Source organism: Microbispora sp. NPDC049125, from assembly GCF_040802045.1.
Lineage (GTDB): Bacteria > Actinomycetota > Actinomycetes > Streptosporangiales > Streptosporangiaceae > Microbispora.
Window position 1 is genome coordinate 199269 of record NZ_JBEZDW010000004.1, and the last position, 18912, is coordinate 218180.

Sequence of the window (18912 nt, forward strand, 5' to 3'; positions counted from 1 at the left end):
CCGGGGACGTCGCACGCGTCGGTAAGGAGATGCTCCAAGGTCACCACCGGCTTTGCAACCGTCAGGTTCGGGTGACAGCAAGGCCGTGGCCGCCGACGGCTCCCAGATCGAGACGTGGGAGAACAAGCTCCTTGCGGAGAGCCACATCAGGTAGGGAGGTTATGAAGGCCGAGCAGCTCAAGACGTGGGCCGACTGGGAGGAGCTGTCAGCAGCGGCTCACTGACTGCTCGGCCTCCTGACCGTTCGGCCCCGACGCCCCTCGGCGTACGGGCTGTGGTCAGCCACAGGCCGGTGAACACGGCGCAGGCCAGCGTCACGGCACCCGCCGCGAGGAAAGCGCTGTTGAGGCCGGACTCGAAGGAGGCTCCGCCGGACTCCCGCGTGTGGACGATCGCCCCGAGCACCGCCACGCCGAGCACCGCGCCGATCTGCCGGGTGGTGCTGCTGACGCCCGAGGCGAGGCCGCCCTCCTGCGGGCTGACCGCTTGGATGGCGGCCCCGGTCAGCGGCGACATGGTGAGAGCGAAGCCGATGCCGGCGACCGCCAGCCGCCACCACACGTTCCCGTAGCCGGTATCGGCGTGGACGAAGCCCAGCGCCAGCAGCCCCAGCCCGGCCAGCGCCAGGCCGATGCCGACGACGACGCGGAAGCCGTACCTGGCCGCGAACCGGCCCGCGTACGGGCTGACGATCACCATGGCCAGCGAGGTGGGCAGGGTCCGCAGCCCGGCGACCAGAATCGAAGTGCCCTGGACGTGGACGAAGAACTGGGAGAAGAAGAACGACGACCCCATCAGCGCGAACCCGACCACGACCATCGCCGTGTTGGACACCGTGAACAGCCGCTGACGAAACAGCCGCAGCGGCAGCATCGGCGTCGGCACACGACCCTCGATCAAGACGAACGCGGTCAGGAGCATCAGCCCGGCGGCGAAGCTGCCCAGGATCGCCGGCGAGGTCCAGCCTCGGGAACCGCCCTCGATCAGGCCGTAGGTCACAGCGCCCACGCCCGCGACGGACAGGACCGTGCCGGGGACATCGATCGGCGGCGCGCTCGGGTTGCGGGATTCCCCCAGCGCGCGCAGCCCCGCCAGCAGCAGGACCGCGCCGATGGGCACGTTGACCAGGAAGATGGCGGGCCAGCCGAAGGCCTCCACCAGGATCCCGCCCGCCAGCGGCCCGGCGGCCAGACCAATGCCGCTGAACCCGGCCCACAACCCGATCGCTCTGACGCGCTCTCTTGGGGCGGGATACGCGGCGGCGAGCAGTGCCAGCGAGGCGGGGCTCAGTGCCGCCGCCCCCACGCCCTGCAGCACCCGCCCGGCGATCAGCCAGCCGATCGAGGGCGTGAGCGAACACACCGCCGACGCGGCCGTGAACACCACCACCCCGGCCAGGAACACCCGCCTGCGGCCGAACCGGTCGGCGAAGACGCCGCCCGACAGCAGCAGCATGGCCACCAGCAGCACGTAGGCGTCGACGATCCACTGCAGGCCGGTCAGCCCGGTGTGGAGCCGCTGCTGCATGTCGGGCAGGGCGGCGCCGACGATCGTGTTGTCGAGCAGCACCATGAACTGGCCCGCGCAGGTCAGGGCGAGCAACGCTTTCACGGACGTCCCTCCTAAAAGCAGTTAATGACTGCGTTAACGTAGACCCTCATCGGCTCTAAGGCAAGTCTCGACTGCGTTAAGGTGGGGTATGGATGAGCAAGGGCGGGCCAGGCGGCCCGGCGGGCGCAGCGCCCGGGTCCGCGAGGCAGTGCACCAGGCCGTTACCGAGCTGGTCAGAGAGCGCGGCTACGGAAACTTCACCGTCGGCGACATCGCGGCCCGCGCGGGTGTGGCGGACACCAGCGTCTACCGCCGGTGGGGCAACCTCCAAGCCCTGCTCAGCGATGTGCTGCTGACCCGGCTCAACGCGCGGTCGCCGATGCCTGACACCGGCAGCCTGGCCGGCGATCTGCGGACCCACGCCGCCAACGTGGCCCGCGAGGTCACCGGACCCGACGGCCTGGCGCTGGTGCGGCTGACCATCGCGCTGTCAGGCGAGGGTCAGCAGGGCCTTCAGGCGCGCGACGAGCTCCTGGCCGACCGCACCAGGCAGTTGCAGGCCATGCTCGACCGCGCCCGCGGCCGCGGCGAGGACCCGCCTGACGTACTGGAGGTGCTGGACCATCTCGTGGCGCCGATCTACATGCGCGTCCTGTTCGGCGCGGGCCCGCTCACCCCTGACTACCTCGACGGGTTGGTCAACCGGTTGCTCGCCTGATCCGCTCCGTCGCGCTGTGGAACAGCCGCTACCTGGCTTCTGCGCAGGTCAGCTGAGTGCCAGGGGGGTGCAGCAGGTCGGCTTTCCCGCAGAATGCCGTGTGTTCGGCGATGCCCTGGCCGGCTCTGTCCAGGCCCGCAAGCTGCGGCCGATCAGGTTCTGCGCGAGATGACCATGATGTATTCGCAGGGAGCGTTCGTGCGGTTGGCGAAGCCGTGGTCCGCGTCGGCCTGGAAGAACAGGGAGTCGCCTGTGTTCAGGGTCTCGTTGATCCCGCCGATCGCGACGGTGAGGGTGCCTTCGAGCACCACGAGTTGTTTCTCCGTACCCGGCGGATACGCGGGCAGCAGACCTGGTCTTCTATCGGAGACACGCGATGTGCGCCCAACACGACGGAGGCTCCATGCGTTTGATCTCGAGTGGTCAGCACCATGCCACGTTCGAATTCGGCGATCTGCAGGTGATCTCGATGCGAGACGGGTATATCGACATGCCGCCGACACGGCTCCGCGACGAGGGGGGACGCACGCTCGATGAGCTGCCGGCCGCCGTCCCGCTGGCCGGCGAGAACTTGCGGCTGTCGGTCAACGCCTTCTTCGTCACCGACGGCACGCGGTCGGTTCTCATCGACACCGGCGCGTCCAACGCCTGGCACGACCCCACCATGGGATTGATCTACGACGCGCTCGACGAAGCGGGAATCGACCGCGCGCATGTCACCGATGTGGCCATCACCCACAAGCACGAAGACCACGTGAGCGGCCTGATCGCGCCGGACGGTTCAGAGGCGTTCACCAAACTCGAGCGCGTGTGGATCGGCGCGGGCGACACCTCGGTGTTCACGGGGCGGCTCGAGCCGATCCGTGACCGGGTCGTACCCGTGTCGGAGAAGGTCGCGATCAACGACTGGATCACCGCGATCCCGACACCGGGCCACACACCCGGTCACACCGTCTACGACGTCAGGAGCGGCACCGGTCACCTTCTCGCCTGGGGCGACACCGTTCACGTTCCCACGCTCCAATTCGATCAGCCGAACGTGTCCTGGGAGCTCGACGGCAACCAGTCCCAGGCCCGCGCCGCGCGAGCGGCCCTTCTCGAACAACTGACCCGGCCACACCACTTCGTAGCCGGCGCCCACCTCGACTCACCCGGCATCGCCCGCGTGACTCCCTCCGGCGACGGTTACGCGCTGGAATACCTCGCACCACGGATCGGCTGATCGAGCCTGTCGGCTCCGGCCCGCGCTCGCGCTTCCAGCCCATCCCGGTCGAGGGATACCGCGGTATTGGCCGGCCGTGGATCCACGGGCGCCGCCGGGCGGCAGGTGCGTCAGGCGCTTTTGGGCGGCCCCGTGGTCAGCAGCCGGCCGTCGGAGAGCCGCAACCACCGATCCACCTTGATCTCCGCGAGGAACCGCTCGTCATGGCTGACCACCACGAACGCGCCTTCATAGGCGTTGAGGGCGCTCTCCAACTGGCCGACGCTGACCAGGTCGAGGTTGTTGGTGGGTTCGTCCAGCAGCAACAACTGGGGCGCCGGTTCCGCGTACAGGACGCAGACCAGGGTGGCGCGGAGCCGCTCGCCGCCGGACAGCACCGCGACCGGGAGATGAACGCGGGGGCCGCGGAACAGGAAGCGGGCGAGCAGGTTCATCCGCTGCGCCTCCGGCATCTCGGGCGCCGCCGCTGCCAGGTTCTCCGCCACGGTGCGGTCGAGGTCCAGCAGGTCGAGCCTTTGGGACAGGTAGGCGACCCGGCCGTCGGCCCGCTTCGCCCCGCCGTCCTCCACCTCCAGGTCGCCGTTGAGCAGGCGTAGCAGGGTGGACTTCCCGGCGCCGTTGGGGCCGGTCAGGGCGATCCGCTCGGGCCCCCGGATCACCAGGTCGACGCCCTGCCCTTCGAACACGGCCCGCTCGCCGTAGCGGACCTGCATGTGTTCGCCGAGGAAGACCGTACGGCCGGCAGGGACGTTGGTGCCGGGCAGCTCCAGCGCGATCTTCTGCTCCTCGCGCAGGGCGCGGCCCGCCTCGTCGAGTTTCGCCTTGGCGTCGCCGACCCGCGCGGCGTGCACCTCGTTGGACTTGCCGGCCGACTCCTGGGCGTCGCGCTTCATCGTCCCGGCGAAGATCTTCGGCAGGCCCGCGTTCTTGAGGTTGCGCGAGGCGTTGCTCGCCCGGCGGGCAGCGCGTTCGCGGGCCTGCTGCATCTCCCGCTTCTCCCGCTTGAGCTCCTGCTCCGCGTTGCGGACGTTCTTCTCCGCCACCTCCCGCGCGGCGCGCACGGCCTCCTCATAAGCGGTGAAGTTCCCGCCGTAGGAGCGGACCTCGCCCCGGTCGAGCTCGGCGATGCGGTCCATGCGGTCGAGCAGCGCCCGGTCATGGCTGACCAGCAGCAGGCAGCCGTTCCAGTCCTCCAGCACGCCGTACAGCTTGCGCCGGGCCCCTAGATCGAGGTTGTTGGTCGGCTCGTCGAGCACCAGCACGTCGGGCCGTTTCAGCAACTGCGCCGCCAGGCCGAGGGAGACGATCTGGCCGCCGCTGAAGGTGTCAAGGCGCCGGCCGAAGGGGACGTCGCCGAGGCCGAGCCGGTCCAGCTGGGCGCGGGTGCGCTCCTCGATGTCCCAGTCGTTGCCGATCGTGGTGAAGTGCTCCTCGCTCGCGTCTCCGGACTCGATGGCGTCGAGCGCCGCGATCACGGGAGCGATTCCCAGGACCTGGGCCACGTTCAGGCCGCTGGTCAGGGACAGGCTCTGCGGGAGGTAGCCGAGCACGCCCTCGACGGACACGCTCCCGCCGCCGGGCCGGAGCTCACCGGCGATCAGCTTGAGCAAAGTGCTCTTACCGGCGCCGTTCGGAGCGACCAGGCACGTACGGCCCCCGCTCACGGTGAACGACAGCCCCTGGAAGACCGGGGTGTCATCGGGCCAGGAGAAGGAAAGGTTCGAACAGATGATGAACGAATCAGACATGCGGAGAGACCTCGTATGGGACGCGGGCGCGTCGAAACCGCCCAGCAAGGGAAGGGGATTTCGTGGAACGACGACACGGCCACGACGGCGGCACTCCTGGGCGCCTGCCGATGGCCGATCACTTCCGGGTATCACCCGGAGATGTCGTCGTCACCTGCCACGTCTGGTCTCCCTGATTCCGGTCACTCGCGACCCACCATAACAGGAGGGAAGGAGTGCGAGTGCCGTGCGTCAAGCGTCGGCTCAGATGCCCTCCGCTCCTGGCCGCCCCCTGAGGGGGTTCCCGTAGTGCTCGCCGAAAATCGGGCGGATATGGCTGGATAGGCTTCTGAGCTGGGATTCTGTGGGTCTGGCAGAAGGTCTTTCTTGGCGCCGCGGGTGTTCGCGGACGAAGAGCTGGAGCGCCTGCGGGGTTCCCGGAGAAGGAATCAGACGTGCTCCCCAGGGTGATGGAACACGACTCGCCGCAGATCGCGCACCGATTAGGTTTCCGCGCCGTGCCCGTCTGTACGGATGAAATCGACTCACGGGAGGCTGGCACGATGCGGAAACTGATCTTCGGCATGAACGTGACCCTGGACGGCTACATCGCCGCGATCGGCGACGACATCGGCTGGGGCGGGCCGCCGGGCGACGAGCTGTTCCAGTGGTGGCTCGTACAGGAGCAGGCGAGCGATCTGTCGCTGTACGGGCGCAAGCTGTGGGAGACGATGAGCTCCTACTGGCCGACGGGCGACCAGCAGCCCGACGCCACCCCAGCGCAGATCGACTTCGCGCGGAACTGGCGGGACACGCCGAAGGTGGTGTTCTCCTCGACGATCGACAAGGTCGACTGGAACACCCGCCTGATCACCGGCGACGCGGTCGCCGAGATCACCCGGCTCAAGGCCGAAGACGGCGGCCCGATGGGCATCGGCGGCGCGACGCTCGCCGGCGCCGCCATGCGGGCCGGGCTGATCGACGAGTACGCCCTGGTCACCCACCCGGTCCTGGTGGGCGGCGGCACGCCGTTCTTCACGGCGCTGGACAGCTGGGTGAACCTGAACCTCGTGGAGACGCGGACGTTTCCCGGCGGCGTGGTGCTGACCCGGTACGAGACGAGGCGATGAGCACGGGCCAGATGCCCGGCTCGTGAGGCCCCGCCGGCAACGCCGGCGGGGCGGTGGTGTTCAGCTGGTCGGGGTGCTCATTCCGCGGTGACTTCGGTGACGGCGGCCCGTGCGCTGGACTCGTCGACGATGGGGCTTTTGTCTCATGACAGTGTCGGGGGCAGGCCCAGCCATGGTTTGTCGGTGGCGTCGAATCCGGTGAGCTCGGCGATCTTCCCGTCGACGATGTGCAGGACCGCGATGGCAAATAGCCGGTAGTCGGGGTCGTCGGGGGTGCGGAGGTACAGCACGGCGGCAGGCATGCGGTTGACCGTCGTGGTGATACAGCGCCAGTCGTCGTGGCCGCGCTGGAAGAGTCCACCGGAGACCCAGCCGTCCACCGCGTCCTTGGCCGTCATGATCAAGGTGCCCGGCTCGGGCAGCATCGCGAAGCGCAGGTCGTCGCGCAGCAGGGACATCAGCCCGTCGAGGTCGTTGCGCTCATGGGCGTCGATATACGACTTCACCACACCGCGCTCGTCATTCGACAGCTCGTGGGTGGCGGGGCTGCGCCAGTCGAGGCGGCGGCCGGACAGCTGCTCGCGCATCGTCACACGGGCTCGCTGCAGTGCGCTGGTCACCGATGCGACGGTCAGATCGAGGGCGTCGGCGGCTTTCGACGCCGGCCAGCCGAGGACGTCGCGCAGGATGAACGCCGCCCGCTGCCGCGGCGGCAGGTGCTGGACGGCGACGATGAACGCCAGCTCGATCGTTTCCCGCGCCACCACCGATTCCTGCGGGTCCTCGGGGAGCATCCTGTCGGGGTACGGCTGCAGGTACAGCACCTCGGAGCCGGGGTCCGGCAGCTCGGACGGTCCGGGTGCGCGGTGGTTGCGCTTCTCCAGGAAGTCGAGGCAGGCGTTCGTCGCGATCCGGTACAGCCAGGTCCGCAGGGCCGCGTGGCCCTTGAACGACTCCCGCTTGTTCCACGCTCGCAGGAACGTCTCCTGCGTCATGTCCTGGGCGTCCTCGTAGTTCGCGAGCATCCGGTAGCAGTGCACCTGCAGCTCACGCCGGTGGCGCTCCGTGATGAGCGCGAACCGCGCCGTGTCGCCTGAGCGGACCGCCGCGATGAACGTGGCCTCGTCGGCGCCCAGCGGTCTTGCGTCGGTCATGGTCATCAATCCTTCCACCGGTGCGAGGGGCTGAGAGAACTGACGACGTGGCGGAGGATTTCTGATCGGTGAAGCCCGCAATCCAGGGGACGTGCTCCGGGTCGGGCACACCCTCGATGTCGTGGCGTGGCGGTCAGCCGCCGGGGATGTGGAGCCGGTCGACGGCCTCGCGGCGACGGCGTTCCGGACGGCGGTCGTAGCGGGCGGTCGTGGCGGGGGAGGCGTGGCCGACCAGCGCCTGGGCCGTGGCGAGGTCCACTCCCGCGTCGAGCAGCTCGCCGATGAACGTCCGGCGGAAGTCGTGCGGCGTCCTGCGGGAGGCGCCCGCGGCGGTCAGGCGGCGGGACACGATGTCCGCGATCGCCTGCCCCGTCATGTGGGACGGCCGCAGCCGCCCGGCCTTGTTGATCGGGCAGAACAGCGGCCCGGGCTCCCGCCCGCGCACGCGAAGCCACAGCTCCAGCCGGCGTACGGCCTCGGCGGTCAGGTAGACCAGCCGCTCCTTGTCGCCCTTGCCGCGCACCCGGAGCGAGCGAGCCGCCGGGTCGAGATCGCCCAGCGTGAGACCGGCCAGCTCCGCCCGCCGGCAGCCGGTGGAGTAGAGGGCGGCGAACATGGCGCCGTCCCGCCGGCCGGCGGGGGAGTGGTCCTCGTCGCACACGGCGAGCACCGCCGCGAGCGCCTCCGGCTCCACATGGCCGCCGGCGGGCACGCGGGTGTGCTTGTACGCCGGCAGGTCGGCGGCACGCTGGTAGTCCTCGCCGGTCATCAGCCCGAGGCGCCAGGCCTCCTTGAGCACTCGCCGAAGGGCCACGAGATGCTTGTTGACGTGGGCGGGGGACCATCCCTGCTCTCGCATGAGGGTCCGCAACCGGACGGTGTGCTCGTAACGCAGCAGCTCCCAGGGCTGACCGGCCCCGGTGGCCAGGGGGTCGCCGGTGACGAGGCGCGCGACGCGGTCGAGGCAGCCCCGCATGGTGCGCCGCGACTCGGGGCTCTGCAGGCTGTCGAGATAGACCTGGTAGGGGTCGCGCGGGGGCTGGGCGGCGGGATGCCGCTCCGGTACGGCGGGCGCGTTCATCAGAAGGATTCTATTACGAATCTACAATGTAAAGGCGCTCGCTGATGACAAAAAATCACTTATGAACCACAACCTCAAACGACCACAGGACGCCAGGCCTGTCGAGCACCACTGCAAGCAGAGCCGTGAGGCGTTGAAGTTCCGGCCGTCGACAGGACAACAGGCTTCCTGGACGTCAGAGCAAGCAGAGCCTGCCTGCCTGCCTGCCTGGGGCCGCCACACTGGGCCACGGCCTGCGTCCAGACCCCGGACCCCGCGTTCGCACCTCTTAATCGAACGAACTAGTCTGTTTGATTAAGGGGGTGCGGTCCATGGCGACGCAGGTCAGGAAGACGAAGTCCGAGGAGAGGATCCTCACTGCGGCGGCCGAGCTGTTCTATGCGAACGGGCTGCGTGGAGTGGGCATCGATCAGGTCATCGCGGCGTCGGGCGTCGCGAAATCGACGCTGTACGTGCATTTCCGCACCAAGGAGGAGCTCGTCGCGGCGTACCTGCGCAGGACCGACGATTCCTGGATGGCGCAGCTGCGGGACGCCGCCGCACGCGCCGGGGACGACTGTCGCGAGCAGCTCGTCGGGTTGTTCGACGCGCTGACGGACGCCTTCGACCGGCACGGCTTCTTCGGATGCCCGTTTGTCAGCGCGTCGGTCGAGGCCGACCTCGGCTCGGAGGCCCGGGCCATTACCGTGCGGCATACTCTGCGCCGTCAGGCATGGCTGACCGAGCTGAGCGAGAAGGCCGGCGCCGCCGCCCCGGAAGTGCTCGCCCGGCATATCGGGCTCCTGATCGACGGCGCGCTGGCCTCCGGGCGCCTGCTCCAGGACCGAATCGTCGTGGATGAGGCGAAAGCCGCAGCACGCCTGCTTGTCGCCAGCCACACCTGACGGCCGTCCGATGGCACCCCGGGGCCCAGCCGCCAGCCGGCCCCGGCCTTCACGGCAGCCGTCTCCGACGCCCCACAACCGTCCGACATGACAAGAAAGAGGCGCAGTCATGCGCGCAGTGGTTCTGCAGGATTTCGGCACTCCGCTCATCCTCAGCGAGATCGACAAGCCCGCCGCCGGGCCGGGCCAGGTGCTGGTCAAGGTCAAGGCCAGCGGGGTCAACCCGCTGGACATCAAGATCCGGGCCGGCAAGGCCGCCCACGCCAGGCGCACGCTGCCGGCCGTCCTCGGCCTGGACCTGGCCGGCGTGGTCGAGCAGGTCGGCGCGGGCGCCGGCGGCTTCGCGCCCGGTGACGAGGTTTACGGCATGACCGGTGGCGTCGGCGATCTGCAGGGCTCGCTCGCCGAGTACGCGGCGGTCGACGCCCGGCTGCTCGCCCGGAAGCCGGCCTCGCTCGCCATGCGCGAGGCTGCGGCCCTGCCCCTGGTCGTCATCACGGCCTGGGAGGGCCTGGTCGACCGTGCTCAGGTCCATGCGGGGCAGAAGGTCCTCATCCACGGCGGGGCCGGTGGCATCGGCCATGTGGCCGTGCAGATCGCCAGGGCCCGCGGCGCCGAGGTCTTCGCGACCGCCTCACGCTCGGGACTGGAGGTCGTCGAGCGCCTGGGAGCCACTCCTATCGACTACACCACCACCGCCGTGGACGAGTACGTCGCCAAGCACACCGGCGGCGAGGGCTTCGATGTCATCTTCGACACCGTCGGCGGTTCCGTGCTCGACGCATCCTTCGCGGCGGTACGCACCTACACGGGTCACGTCGTGAGCGCCTTGGGCTGGGGGACCCACAGCATCGCGCCTCTCTCCTTCCGCGGGGCGACCTACTCCGGCGTCTTCACCTTGCTGCCCCTGCTGACCGGCCGTGGGCGGGAGCACCACGGACAGATCATGAGCGAGGCGGCCGCGCTCGCCGACGTGGGGGCGCTCAAGCCTCTGCTCGATCCCCGTCGCTTCACGCTCGCCACCGTCGCCGACGCCCATGCGGCCGTGGAGAGCGGCCCCGCCCAAGGCAAGATCGTGATCGACGTCGACTGACCTGCCACCGGCCGGCCGAGTCGATAGGGCCACCTTCCATCGTCATCGGTCGCGATCCCGTCAGCCGCTGCGCGATCGCCAAAATTGACTGTTCGTTCCAGATTTGCATATTCTGTCCGACATGGCACGCGTGAGGGAATTCGACACCGAGGCCGCACTGGGAGCGGCTATGCGGGCGTTCCGGCACAAGGGCTACGAGGGAACCTCGGTGCAGGACCTGGTCGACGCCACCGGTGTGGGGCGCGGCTCCCTCTATGCGGCGTTCGGCAGCAAGGAGGGCCTGTACCGGGCGGTGGTGGACCGCTACCGGGAGCAGTTCGCGCTTCCCCTGATCGATCTCCTCGGCAGGGACATCCCGGCACGGGAGCTGATCAACGGCATTTTCTGCGAGCTTGTGGAGACCATCCTGCGTGACGGCCGCGAGCAGAGCTGCCTGATCGTCAGTGCGGCGACGGAACGGCTGTGCCACGATCCCGAGGTCGCCGCCCGGGTGGAGGCGACTACCTCGTCCCTGGAGGACGCGCTGACCGAGATGATCGCCACGGCACAGGCCAGTGATGAGCTGAGCGGCGAACGCGACGCGAGGGACCTGGCGCGTTTCGTGCTGACCACCATTCACGGGCTGCGAGTCATGGGGGCGATCAATCCCGACCGCCGATACCTGATGAGTGTCGTGGAGGCTGCCCTGAGCTGCCTGCGCTGATGCTTTCACGCCCCGAAAATGTAACGTTCATTCCAGATATATTCGCCGCTGATAGGCGGAAAAGAGCGGTCACCGGCACGGCCGGCGGCTTCCTCATCTGACTGGCGAACCGACGGGCTGTGAGTGGTCGCCGCGGCCCGAAACGGCGAGGCGTCCGGGGACGGCTGGTCCTTCTGACTGCCACACCGCACCTTTTCTCATCGCACGACATCAGCACCACCCCGGACCGCAGCGGCGGCCGGCCTCAGCATTGGAGCATCATGAAGATCGGCGTAGGCATCATCGGAGCGAGCGTCGGAGGCTGGGCGGCCATCAGCCATGTCCCCGCCCTCAAGGCGCTCCCGGACTACGAGTTGCGTGCGATCAGCACCTCGCGCCGCGCGTCAGCCGACCTGGCCGCCAAGGAGTTCGACATCCCGGCGGCCTTCGACGACCACGCGGAGCTGATTTCCCACCCAGGCGTGGACCTGGTGGTGGTGTCGGTCAAGGTGCCCCACCACCACGCGCTCGTCTCCGCGGCTCTGGCGGCGGGGAAGATGGTCTACAGCGAGTGGCCCCTTGGGGTCGACTCCAGCGAGGCGGCCGACCTGGCCGCCCGCGCCGAGGCCGCGGGCGTGCGTACGGTGATCGGATTGCAGGGCGGTTTCCTCCCGGTGATCCGCCACACTCGCGCACTGGTCGCCGACGGCTACGTCGGCAGGGTGCTCGGCACGACGCTGGTCGGATCAGGCCTGTCCTGGGGGCCTGAGACCGACCGCGCGCACGCCTACCTCTACGACGCGGCCCTCGGCGTAACGCCTTTGACGGCATCGGCGTTGCACGCCCTGGAGGCGGTGAACTTCGTCTTGGGGCAACTCGCCGGCGTCTCGGCCAACCTCGTCATCGGCCGTACGGAGGCGCGGGTGATCGACGAGGGCAAGACCATTCCGGTGACGGCGGCTGACCAGGTGTCGATCACGGGCACCTTCCACAGCGGCGCCGCACTGTCGCTGTTCTACCGGGGGGGCTTCTCCCGCGGTGACAACTTCCGCTGGGAGATCAACGGCACCCATGGCGACCTGGTGCTGACCGCGCCCGGCGTCAACGGCAACCTGCAAGCCCTGGACCCGCGGCTACAGGGCGGTCGAGGCGGCGACCAAGCAGTCGCGGACATCGCCCTCCCTGACAGCGTCTTTCGTCCGGTACCCCGCGACCTGCCTGCGCCGGCGCAGGGTGTCGCCCACCTGTACGCGCACTTCGCCCAGGACCTGCGCGAAGGCACACAAACCGTGCCCGGCTTCGGCTACGCGCTCCAGCGGCACCGACTCGTCGACACCGTCGAACAGGCATCCCGGACGGGGAGCCGCCAGATCCTGCCCTGAGCGTCTGGCGTGTCCACGATCGCTCATCGAGCCGGGTCGGTGATGCGGTAGCCCACTCCGGGTGTTGTGGTGATGATCGATGCGTCGCCGAGCTTGCGGCGCAGGCGGCCGATGGTGACGGTGACGGTGTTGGTGAACGGGTCGGCGTGCTCGTCCCAGACCTGTTCGAGCAGGTCCTCGGTGCTGAGGAAGGCGGGGGCGGCGCGGAGGAGGGCTTCGAGGACGGCGAATTCCTTGACCGACAGGTCGAGCCGGCGGCCGTCGCGGGTGACCGTGCGGCGCAGGGGATCCAGCTCGATTCCGGCCGTACGCAGGATGCGGGCACGGGCGAAGGGCTGCCGGCGGGCCAGGGAGTGGATGCGTGCGACCAGTTCGGGGAAGTGGAACGGCTTGGAGAGGTAGTCGTCGGCTCCCAGTGTCAGGCCGCTGACCCGGTCGCCGGGCGAGCCGGCCGCGGTCAGCATCAAGACCATGACGCGGTCGTCGCGTTCGGTGATGCTCTGGCAGAGGGTGTCGCCGTGGATCCCCGGCAGGTCGCGGTCGAGGACGACCACGTCGTAGGCGTTGACGTCCAGCTTGGCCGCGGCCTCCAGGCCGTCGTGCGCCACGTCCACGGCCATGCCCTGGTCGCGCAGCCCCTCGGCGAGGACGGCGGCGAGTGAGCGCGCGTCCTCGACCACCAGCACTCTCACGCCGGGGCTCCTGACCGCACGGACGCCGAGGGCAGGGAGACAGCCACCCGGAGGCCGCCTTCGGGCCGGGCGCGCAGGTCCAGGTCGCCGTCGTGTGCCTCGGCGATCGCCGCGACGATCGACAGTCCGAGCCCGGAGCCGTCGCCGGAGCCGGTCCGGTCGGCGCCGAGGCGCTGGAACGGCTGGGCCAGCCTCGTGACCTGTTCAGGGTCGAAGACCTGGCCGCCCGTCTCGACGACGAGTCGCGCTGTGACCTCGTCGGCCGTGGCGGCGACCCGGATCCACCCGCCGTCGTGGTTGTGGACGACGGCGTTGTCGATCACGTTGTCGACCATGCGGGACAGGAGCGTCCGGCTTCCCCGCGTCCAGGCGCTGTCATGGACGTCGTCGTCCTGGACGGTCAGGCCCCTGGCCGTGATGTCGTCGGCCCGGGCGTCCAAGGCCGCGGAGACCAGACGGCCGAGCGAGATGGTCGTACGGCCGGGCAGGGCGCCGTGCTGGGTGCGGGCGAGTGTGAGGAAGCCTTCGAGAAGGCGGTCGACCTGGTCGAGCTCGGTGCGGAGGCGGTCGGCGAGCGCTACGGTCTGCGCCGCGGGCTCGGGCTTGGCCACGGCCACGTCGAGCGACGCGCGCATGGTCGCCAGCGGGGTGCGCAGTTCGTGGGAGGCGTTGGCGACGAACCGGCCCTGGGCGGCGAAGGAATGCTCCAGGCGTTCCAGCAGCCCGTCGATGGTGTCGGCGAGGTCCTTCACCTCGTCGGCGGGACGCGGCACGGCCAGGCGCTCGTGCAGGTTGTCGGCGGAGATCCGCCGTGTGGCCGCGGTGATCGTCCGCAGTGGGCGCAGCACGCGGCCCGCGACGAACCGGCCCAGCACGACCGAGACCACGGCCATGACGGCGAGCGCGACCGCGGAGCCGATCAGGAGCTGACGCGACTGGGCCGTCCGCATCTCCGAGAGCTGAGCCTGGAGCTGGACGACGAGCTGCTGGGTGGCCGCCTGCTGGGGCGCTGGATTCCCGATGGGCGCTGTGACCTTCGACGACCCGAACGCCACCAGGTTGGTCAGGGCCAGCAGCGCGACGCCGGACAGGAAGAACAAGGCGCCGTACAGGGCGGTGAAGCGTTGCCGTACGGTGCGGACCGGCAGCGCCGGCCGTCGCAGGGTCCTCATGGGTCCTCTCCCCGATCCGTGCCGGTCTCCAGGATGCCGCCCTGGGCCTAACAACGGCATGACAGCGTCCGTTCGGCCCACGTTATGGCCGGATCCGTACAACCTGACGCATGGAAGCAACCATCGAAGTCAGCGGCCTGCGCAAACGCTTCGGGCCGACGGTGGCGCTGGACGGGATGTCCTTCTCGGTGCAGCCGGGACATGTCACCGGTTTCGTCGGCCCGAACGGCGCGGGAAAATCCACCACAATGCGGGTGATCCTCGGTCTTGCCGCCGTGGAGGAGGGCAGCGCGCTGATCGGCGGACGGCCGTACCGGAGCCTGCGCGACCCGCTGCGTCACGTCGGGGCGCTGCTCGACGCCGGGGCGCTTCAGCCGGGCCGTACGGCACGCAACCACCTGTTGTGGCTGGCCCATTCCCAGGGGCTGACGGCGAAGAGGGTCGACGAGGTGATCGAGCAGGCGGGGCTGGGATCCGTGGCCCGGCGCAGGGCGGGCGGATACTCCCTGGGCATGCGGCAGCGGCTCGGCGTCGCCGCCGCACTGCTCGGCGACCCGCCCGTGCTGATCCTGGACGAGCCCTTCAACGGCCTGGACCCCGACGGCATCGTGTGGATGCGCGAGTTCCTTGCCGAACTGGCGGGGCAGGGCCGCGCCGTGCTCGTGTCCAGCCATCTGATGAGCGAGCTGCAGGACACGGCCGCCCATGTGGTGGTGATCGGCCGCGGCAAGGTCATCGCCGACACGAGCGTGGCGGAGTTGCTGGCCGCGGTGTCCGGTGACCGGGTGACGCTGCTGACGGGGGCGCCGTCGGAGGCGGTGAGGGTGCTGTCGCGTGCGGGGGCGACCGTGACGGCCTCCGGCCAGGGCGCGCTGACGGTGTCCGGGCTGGGAGCGGGGGAGGTGGTGGCGCTCCTCGGCGCCGGTGCGGTGCCGTTCTCCGAGGTGTCGGCGCACCGCGCGACGCTGGAGGAGGCCTACATGGAGCTCACCAGGGACGCGGTCGAATTCCGGGCGACGCGATGACCTTCACCGTGAACCGCTCTGGACCTGGCGGCCCGGCCCGGGTGCTGCGTGCGGAGTGGACCAAGTTCAGGACGGTACGCGCCTGGGTGATCGCCATGACCGCGGGAGCGCTGGTCATCGTGCTGCTCGGCCTGTTGTCCGCCTCAGGCAGCCATGCCTCGTGCGCCAGCGGTCCCATCGAGACCGTCTGTCCCGCGGTTCCCGTGGGACCGGGCGGCGAAGCCGTGGAAGACAAGTTCTACTTCGTGCATCGGACGCTGGCCGGCAACGGCGGCATCACCGCCCGGGCGACGTCCATGACCGGCCGGATCCGCAAGCCCGACGTCACCCCCGGCATTCGGAACGTCGTCTCCGGACTCGTGCCGTGGGCGAAGGCCGGAGTCATGGTCAAACAGAGCACCGAGCAGGGTTCGGCCTATGCGGCGCTGATGGTCACCGGTGCGCACGGAGTACGGATGCAGCACAATTTCACCCATGATGTGGCGGGTCGTCCGGGCGGCGTATCGGAGGACTCCCCGCGCTGGCTGCGGCTGACCCGGTCCGGTGACATTCTCACCGGGTACGAGTCCACCGATGGCATGACCTGGGCCGAGGTCGGCACCGCCCGCCTGTCCGGGCTTCCGGCCACGGTCGAGATCGGGCTGTTCGCCACCTCCCCCGGCGATCTGACGGTGACACAGGGAGATCTCGGCGGGTCCATTTCGGCGGCGCGCTTCACCGAGGCGACCGCCGTCTTCGACCGGGTCGACCTGGAGGGCGACACATCCGGCGGCGCCTGGCGCAACGACGACATAGGTGTCGCGAAAGAGCCCGACGGATCGCCCCATCACCCAGGTCGCGCCAGCGAGTCCGGCGGCACGTTCAGCGTCACCGGAGTCGGTGACATCGCGCCGTCCATCGAGGGCCAGACCGTCGAGCGCACCCTCACAGGCGTGCTGATCGGGTTGATCGTGGTGATCGTGGTGGCGGTGACGTTCGTCACGGCCGAGTACCGGCGTGGGCTCATCCGCACCACCCTGATCGCCATCCCACGCCGCGGCCGGATGCTGATGGCCAAGGCCCTCACGATCGGCACGGTCACCTTCGTCGCCGGACTCGCCGCCACCGCGATCACGCTGACGTTCGGCACCCAGATCTTGCGTGCCAACGGCAACTACATCCTTCCGGTGTCCCGGCTCACCGAGGTGCGTGTCGTCGTCGGCACGGCGGCACTGCTCGCCGTCGCCGCTGTGCTCGCCCTCGCCCTCGGCGCCCTGCTCCGGCGCAGCGTCGGGGGAGTTGTCACCGCCGTCGCGCTGATCGTGGTCCCGCACGTCCTCGCAACCACGTCCGTCCTGCCCGACACCGCGGCGCGATGGCTGCTGCGCCTCACCCCGGCCGCCGGATTCGCGATCCAGCAGAGCATTCCTGAGTACGCCCACGTGCTCGGTCACTACGCGCCCATCGCCGGCTTCTACCCGCTGGCGCCGTGGGCCGGCTTCGCCGTGCTGGCCGGCTACGCCGCGCTCGCCCTCGGCTTGGCCGTCGTCCAGCTACGCCGGAGGGACGCATGACACAGCACCTGTACGCGGAATGGACGAAACTCCGCACGCTGCCAGGAACCGGCTGGCTCCTGCTCGCGCTCGTCATGCTGACCGTCGTTGTGAGCGTCGCGGCGGCCGCTGTCGTGTCCTGCACCTCGTCGGGCTGCGGCTACGATCCGGCCAAGATCAGCCTCTTCGGCATCCAAGCAGGCCAGGCGGTCGTCGCCATTTTGGCCGTGCTGGCGATCAGCGGTGAGTTCAGCACCGCCATGATCCGCGTCACCCTGGCGGCGATGCCAGGACGGATCAGCGTTTTGGCCGCCAAGGCCGTCATCCTCACCGGGCTGACGCTGGCCGCGGGGAGCGTCGCCGTGCTCGCGTCCGCGCTGGCCGGGCGGCGGATCCTGCTCGGCAACGGATTTCCCCCCGAACTGCCGGCCCTCACCAGTGGGCCGATGGTGCGCGCCGTCTTCGGCTCGGTGCTCTACCTCGCGTTGACGGCCCTGTTCAGCTTGGGTATCGCCACCGCCGTACGGGACTCCGCGACCGCCATCGGCGTCGTGCTCGGCCTGCTCTACCTCTTCCCGGCCATCATCCTCATGGTTCCCGACGCGGACGTCGCCAAGCTCCTGTGGAAGGTCTCACCGATGAACGCCGGGCTCGCCGTCCAAGCAACCACCCACCTGTCCAGCCTGCCTCTCAGTCCATGGGCGGGCCTCGGCGTGCTCGCCGCCTGGGCCGCGGCGGCGCTTGTGGGGGGAGGGCTGCTGCTGCGGCTGCGCGACGCGTGATCGGCATCCGCCGCCGGGTGGGCCGTCGCGGGGGCGCCGATCCGAGGTGGAGGTCCTGTCGCGGTGAATCCGCGATTCACCGCGGCAGGACTCGCGGTTGTCGTTCGGCGGCTGCGGTGAGTTGCCGCGCCAGGTCCTTGAGGGCCTGGCGCAGTTCGTCAGGGGTGTGGACGGTGAAGGGCCATTCCAGGGAGGCGAGGAGGCGGGCCATGCCGTCGAGCCGTTCCGCCCGGGCGCGCATCAGGACGCCGTCGGGTCGGGCGGTGAGTGTGGCGACGCTGCCCGGTAGCTGTCGGGCGATCTCGTCAAGAGGGCCGTCGATGAGGACTTCGACCTCCCAGCGGTAGGGGGCCTGCGCCAGGGCGGCCATGAGATGGATGACCGGGTCGAAGCCCGCAGGGGTGGTGAAGGCGGCGTCGCGGGGGGTGATGGAGGCGATCCGGTCGATGCGGAAGGTGCGCAGGCTGTCGCGGAGATGGTCGTGGCCGATGACGTACCAGCGCCCGGCGTGGAAGACCACGCCGTACGGGTCGACGTCGCGTTCGCTGTGTTCCCGGCGCCAGGTCTGGTAGCGCAGGGTGACGCTTCGGTGGGTGCGGGAGGCCTGGGCCAGGGCCAGTAGAACGCCGGTCTCCGGGACCTGCGCGTTCACGGGGCCGGTGGTGAAAGACATGTCGGCGGTGAAGGACAGGCTGTCGCGCATGGCGGCGAGCGGTTCCCGCAGGGCCTGCGGCAGCACTCGCTCGATCTTGGCCAGGGCGGCGGCGCCGGCCGGGGCGGTGCCGCTCATGCCGAGCCGTTCTCCGGCGAGCAGACCCAGGACGACCGCGAGGGCCTCGTCGTTCGTGAGCACCAGGGGCGGCATCCGGTAGCCGCGGGCCAGCCGGTAGCCGCCGTAACGGCCACGATCGGACTCCACTGGAATGCCGAGCTCCCGCAGGTGCGCCGTGTACCGGCGCACCGTGCGGACGTCAGTGCCCAGGCGGTCCGCCAGCTGGGCGCCGGTGAGTCCCGCGTGTGTTTGGAGGAGTTCGAGAAGGGCGAGCACGCGCGTCAGGGGATGAGACATGGATCACTCACGATAA

General features: G+C 69.7%; 18 protein-coding genes. 10 read left to right on the forward strand and 8 right to left on the reverse strand.

What is annotated here, in order from left to right; all coding sequences use genetic code 11:
- Window positions 1-177: 177 nt before the first annotated feature.
- Window positions 178-1611 carry an MFS transporter gene (locus tag AB0B72_RS06770; protein WP_367737386.1) on the reverse strand — a complete coding sequence of 478 codons (1434 nt, stop codon included), beginning with the start codon at window positions 1609-1611 and terminating at the stop codon, window positions 178-180.
- Between the two features lie 88 nt (window positions 1612-1699).
- On the opposite strand from AB0B72_RS06770, the gene AB0B72_RS06775 reads away from it, so the two are divergent.
- A complete protein-coding gene (locus AB0B72_RS06775; RefSeq protein WP_367737387.1) occupies window positions 1700-2269 on the forward strand; it encodes a TetR/AcrR family transcriptional regulator in 570 nt (189 codons plus the stop codon).
- Window positions 2270-2421: 152 nt separating this feature from the next.
- Here the strand turns inward: AB0B72_RS06775 and AB0B72_RS06780 are convergent, their stop codons facing one another.
- Window positions 2422-2580 carry a cupin domain-containing protein gene (locus AB0B72_RS06780; RefSeq protein WP_367737388.1) on the reverse strand — a complete coding sequence of 53 codons (159 nt, stop codon included), beginning with the start codon at window positions 2578-2580 and terminating at the stop codon, window positions 2422-2424.
- Window positions 2581-2672: 92 nt separating this feature from the next.
- Between AB0B72_RS06780 and AB0B72_RS06785 the strand changes: the two genes are divergently transcribed.
- Window positions 2673-3491 (forward strand): MBL fold metallo-hydrolase, encoded by an 819-nt coding sequence (locus tag AB0B72_RS06785; RefSeq protein WP_367737389.1) that lies wholly within the window; start codon window positions 2673-2675, stop codon window positions 3489-3491.
- 110 nt (window positions 3492-3601) lie between these two features.
- On the opposite strand, the gene AB0B72_RS06790 is transcribed toward AB0B72_RS06785, so the two are convergent.
- Window positions 3602-5239 (reverse strand): ABC-F family ATP-binding cassette domain-containing protein, encoded by a 1638-nt coding sequence (locus AB0B72_RS06790; protein ID WP_367737390.1) that lies wholly within the window; start codon window positions 5237-5239, stop codon window positions 3602-3604.
- Window positions 5240-5781: 542 nt separating this feature from the next.
- Here AB0B72_RS06790 and AB0B72_RS06795 point away from each other — a divergent pair.
- On the forward strand, window positions 5782-6348 hold the full coding sequence (locus AB0B72_RS06795; protein ID WP_367737391.1) for a dihydrofolate reductase family protein: 567 nt from the start codon (window positions 5782-5784) through the stop codon (window positions 6346-6348).
- Between the two features lie 143 nt (window positions 6349-6491).
- Here the strand turns inward: AB0B72_RS06795 and AB0B72_RS06800 are convergent, their stop codons facing one another.
- Window positions 6492-7502, reverse strand: coding sequence for an RNA polymerase subunit sigma-70 (locus tag AB0B72_RS06800; protein WP_367737392.1), 1011 nt, complete (start codon window positions 7500-7502; stop codon window positions 6492-6494).
- Window positions 7503-7635: 133 nt separating this feature from the next.
- A complete protein-coding gene (locus AB0B72_RS06805) occupies window positions 7636-8583 on the reverse strand; it encodes a tyrosine-type recombinase/integrase (protein ID WP_367737393.1) in 948 nt (315 codons plus the stop codon).
- Window positions 8584-8894: 311 nt separating this feature from the next.
- On the opposite strand from AB0B72_RS06805, the gene AB0B72_RS06810 reads away from it, so the two are divergent.
- The 4 genes from AB0B72_RS06810 to AB0B72_RS06825 all read left to right on the forward strand — a co-directional run bounded on the left by AB0B72_RS06810 (window position 8895) and on the right by AB0B72_RS06825 (window position 12624).
- Window positions 8895-9467 carry a TetR/AcrR family transcriptional regulator gene (locus AB0B72_RS06810; protein ID WP_367737394.1) on the forward strand — a complete coding sequence of 191 codons (573 nt, stop codon included), beginning with the start codon at window positions 8895-8897 and terminating at the stop codon, window positions 9465-9467.
- Between the two features lie 109 nt (window positions 9468-9576).
- Window positions 9577-10560 (forward strand): zinc-dependent alcohol dehydrogenase family protein, encoded by a 984-nt coding sequence (locus AB0B72_RS06815; protein ID WP_367737395.1) that lies wholly within the window; start codon window positions 9577-9579, stop codon window positions 10558-10560.
- 121 nt (window positions 10561-10681) lie between these two features.
- Window positions 10682-11263 carry a TetR/AcrR family transcriptional regulator gene (locus AB0B72_RS06820; protein WP_367737396.1) on the forward strand — a complete coding sequence of 194 codons (582 nt, stop codon included), beginning with the start codon at window positions 10682-10684 and terminating at the stop codon, window positions 11261-11263.
- Window positions 11264-11523: 260 nt separating this feature from the next.
- The gene (locus tag AB0B72_RS06825; protein ID WP_367737397.1) at window positions 11524-12624 is read left to right on the forward strand and encodes a Gfo/Idh/MocA family protein; all 1101 of its coding nucleotides are present in this window, start codon (window positions 11524-11526) and stop codon (window positions 12622-12624) included.
- A 23-nt stretch (window positions 12625-12647) separates the two neighbouring features.
- On the opposite strand, the gene AB0B72_RS06830 is transcribed toward AB0B72_RS06825, so the two are convergent.
- Together AB0B72_RS06830 and AB0B72_RS06835 are read right to left on the reverse strand one after the other, a co-directional pair.
- The gene (locus tag AB0B72_RS06830) at window positions 12648-13316 is read right to left on the reverse strand and encodes a response regulator transcription factor (protein ID WP_367737398.1); all 669 of its coding nucleotides are present in this window, start codon (window positions 13314-13316) and stop codon (window positions 12648-12650) included.
- Window positions 13313-14488 (reverse strand): sensor histidine kinase, encoded by a 1176-nt coding sequence (locus tag AB0B72_RS06835; protein WP_367737399.1) that lies wholly within the window; start codon window positions 14486-14488, stop codon window positions 13313-13315. Before AB0B72_RS06835 ends, AB0B72_RS06830 begins: the two co-directional genes overlap by 4 nt.
- A 110-nt stretch (window positions 14489-14598) precedes the next feature.
- On the opposite strand from AB0B72_RS06835, the gene AB0B72_RS06840 reads away from it, so the two are divergent.
- From AB0B72_RS06840 to AB0B72_RS06850, 3 genes are read left to right on the forward strand one after another with little or no spacing between them, the layout of a single operon-like run.
- On the forward strand, window positions 14599-15513 hold the full coding sequence (locus AB0B72_RS06840; protein WP_367737400.1) for an ABC transporter ATP-binding protein: 915 nt from the start codon (window positions 14599-14601) through the stop codon (window positions 15511-15513).
- A complete protein-coding gene (locus AB0B72_RS06845) occupies window positions 15510-17066 on the forward strand; it encodes a hypothetical protein (protein WP_367737401.1) in 1557 nt (518 codons plus the stop codon). Before AB0B72_RS06840 ends, AB0B72_RS06845 begins: the two co-directional genes overlap by 4 nt.
- On the forward strand, window positions 17063-17827 hold the full coding sequence (locus tag AB0B72_RS06850; protein ID WP_367737402.1) for an ABC transporter permease: 765 nt from the start codon (window positions 17063-17065) through the stop codon (window positions 17825-17827). The genes AB0B72_RS06845 and AB0B72_RS06850 overlap by 4 nt, the downstream gene beginning before the upstream one ends.
- Window positions 17828-17903: 76 nt before the next feature.
- Here AB0B72_RS06850 and AB0B72_RS06855 read toward each other — a convergent pair whose 3' ends face one another.
- On the reverse strand, window positions 17904-18896 hold the full coding sequence (locus AB0B72_RS06855) for a helix-turn-helix transcriptional regulator (RefSeq protein WP_367737403.1): 993 nt from the start codon (window positions 18894-18896) through the stop codon (window positions 17904-17906).
- Between the last annotated feature and the right edge of the window lie 16 nt (window positions 18897-18912).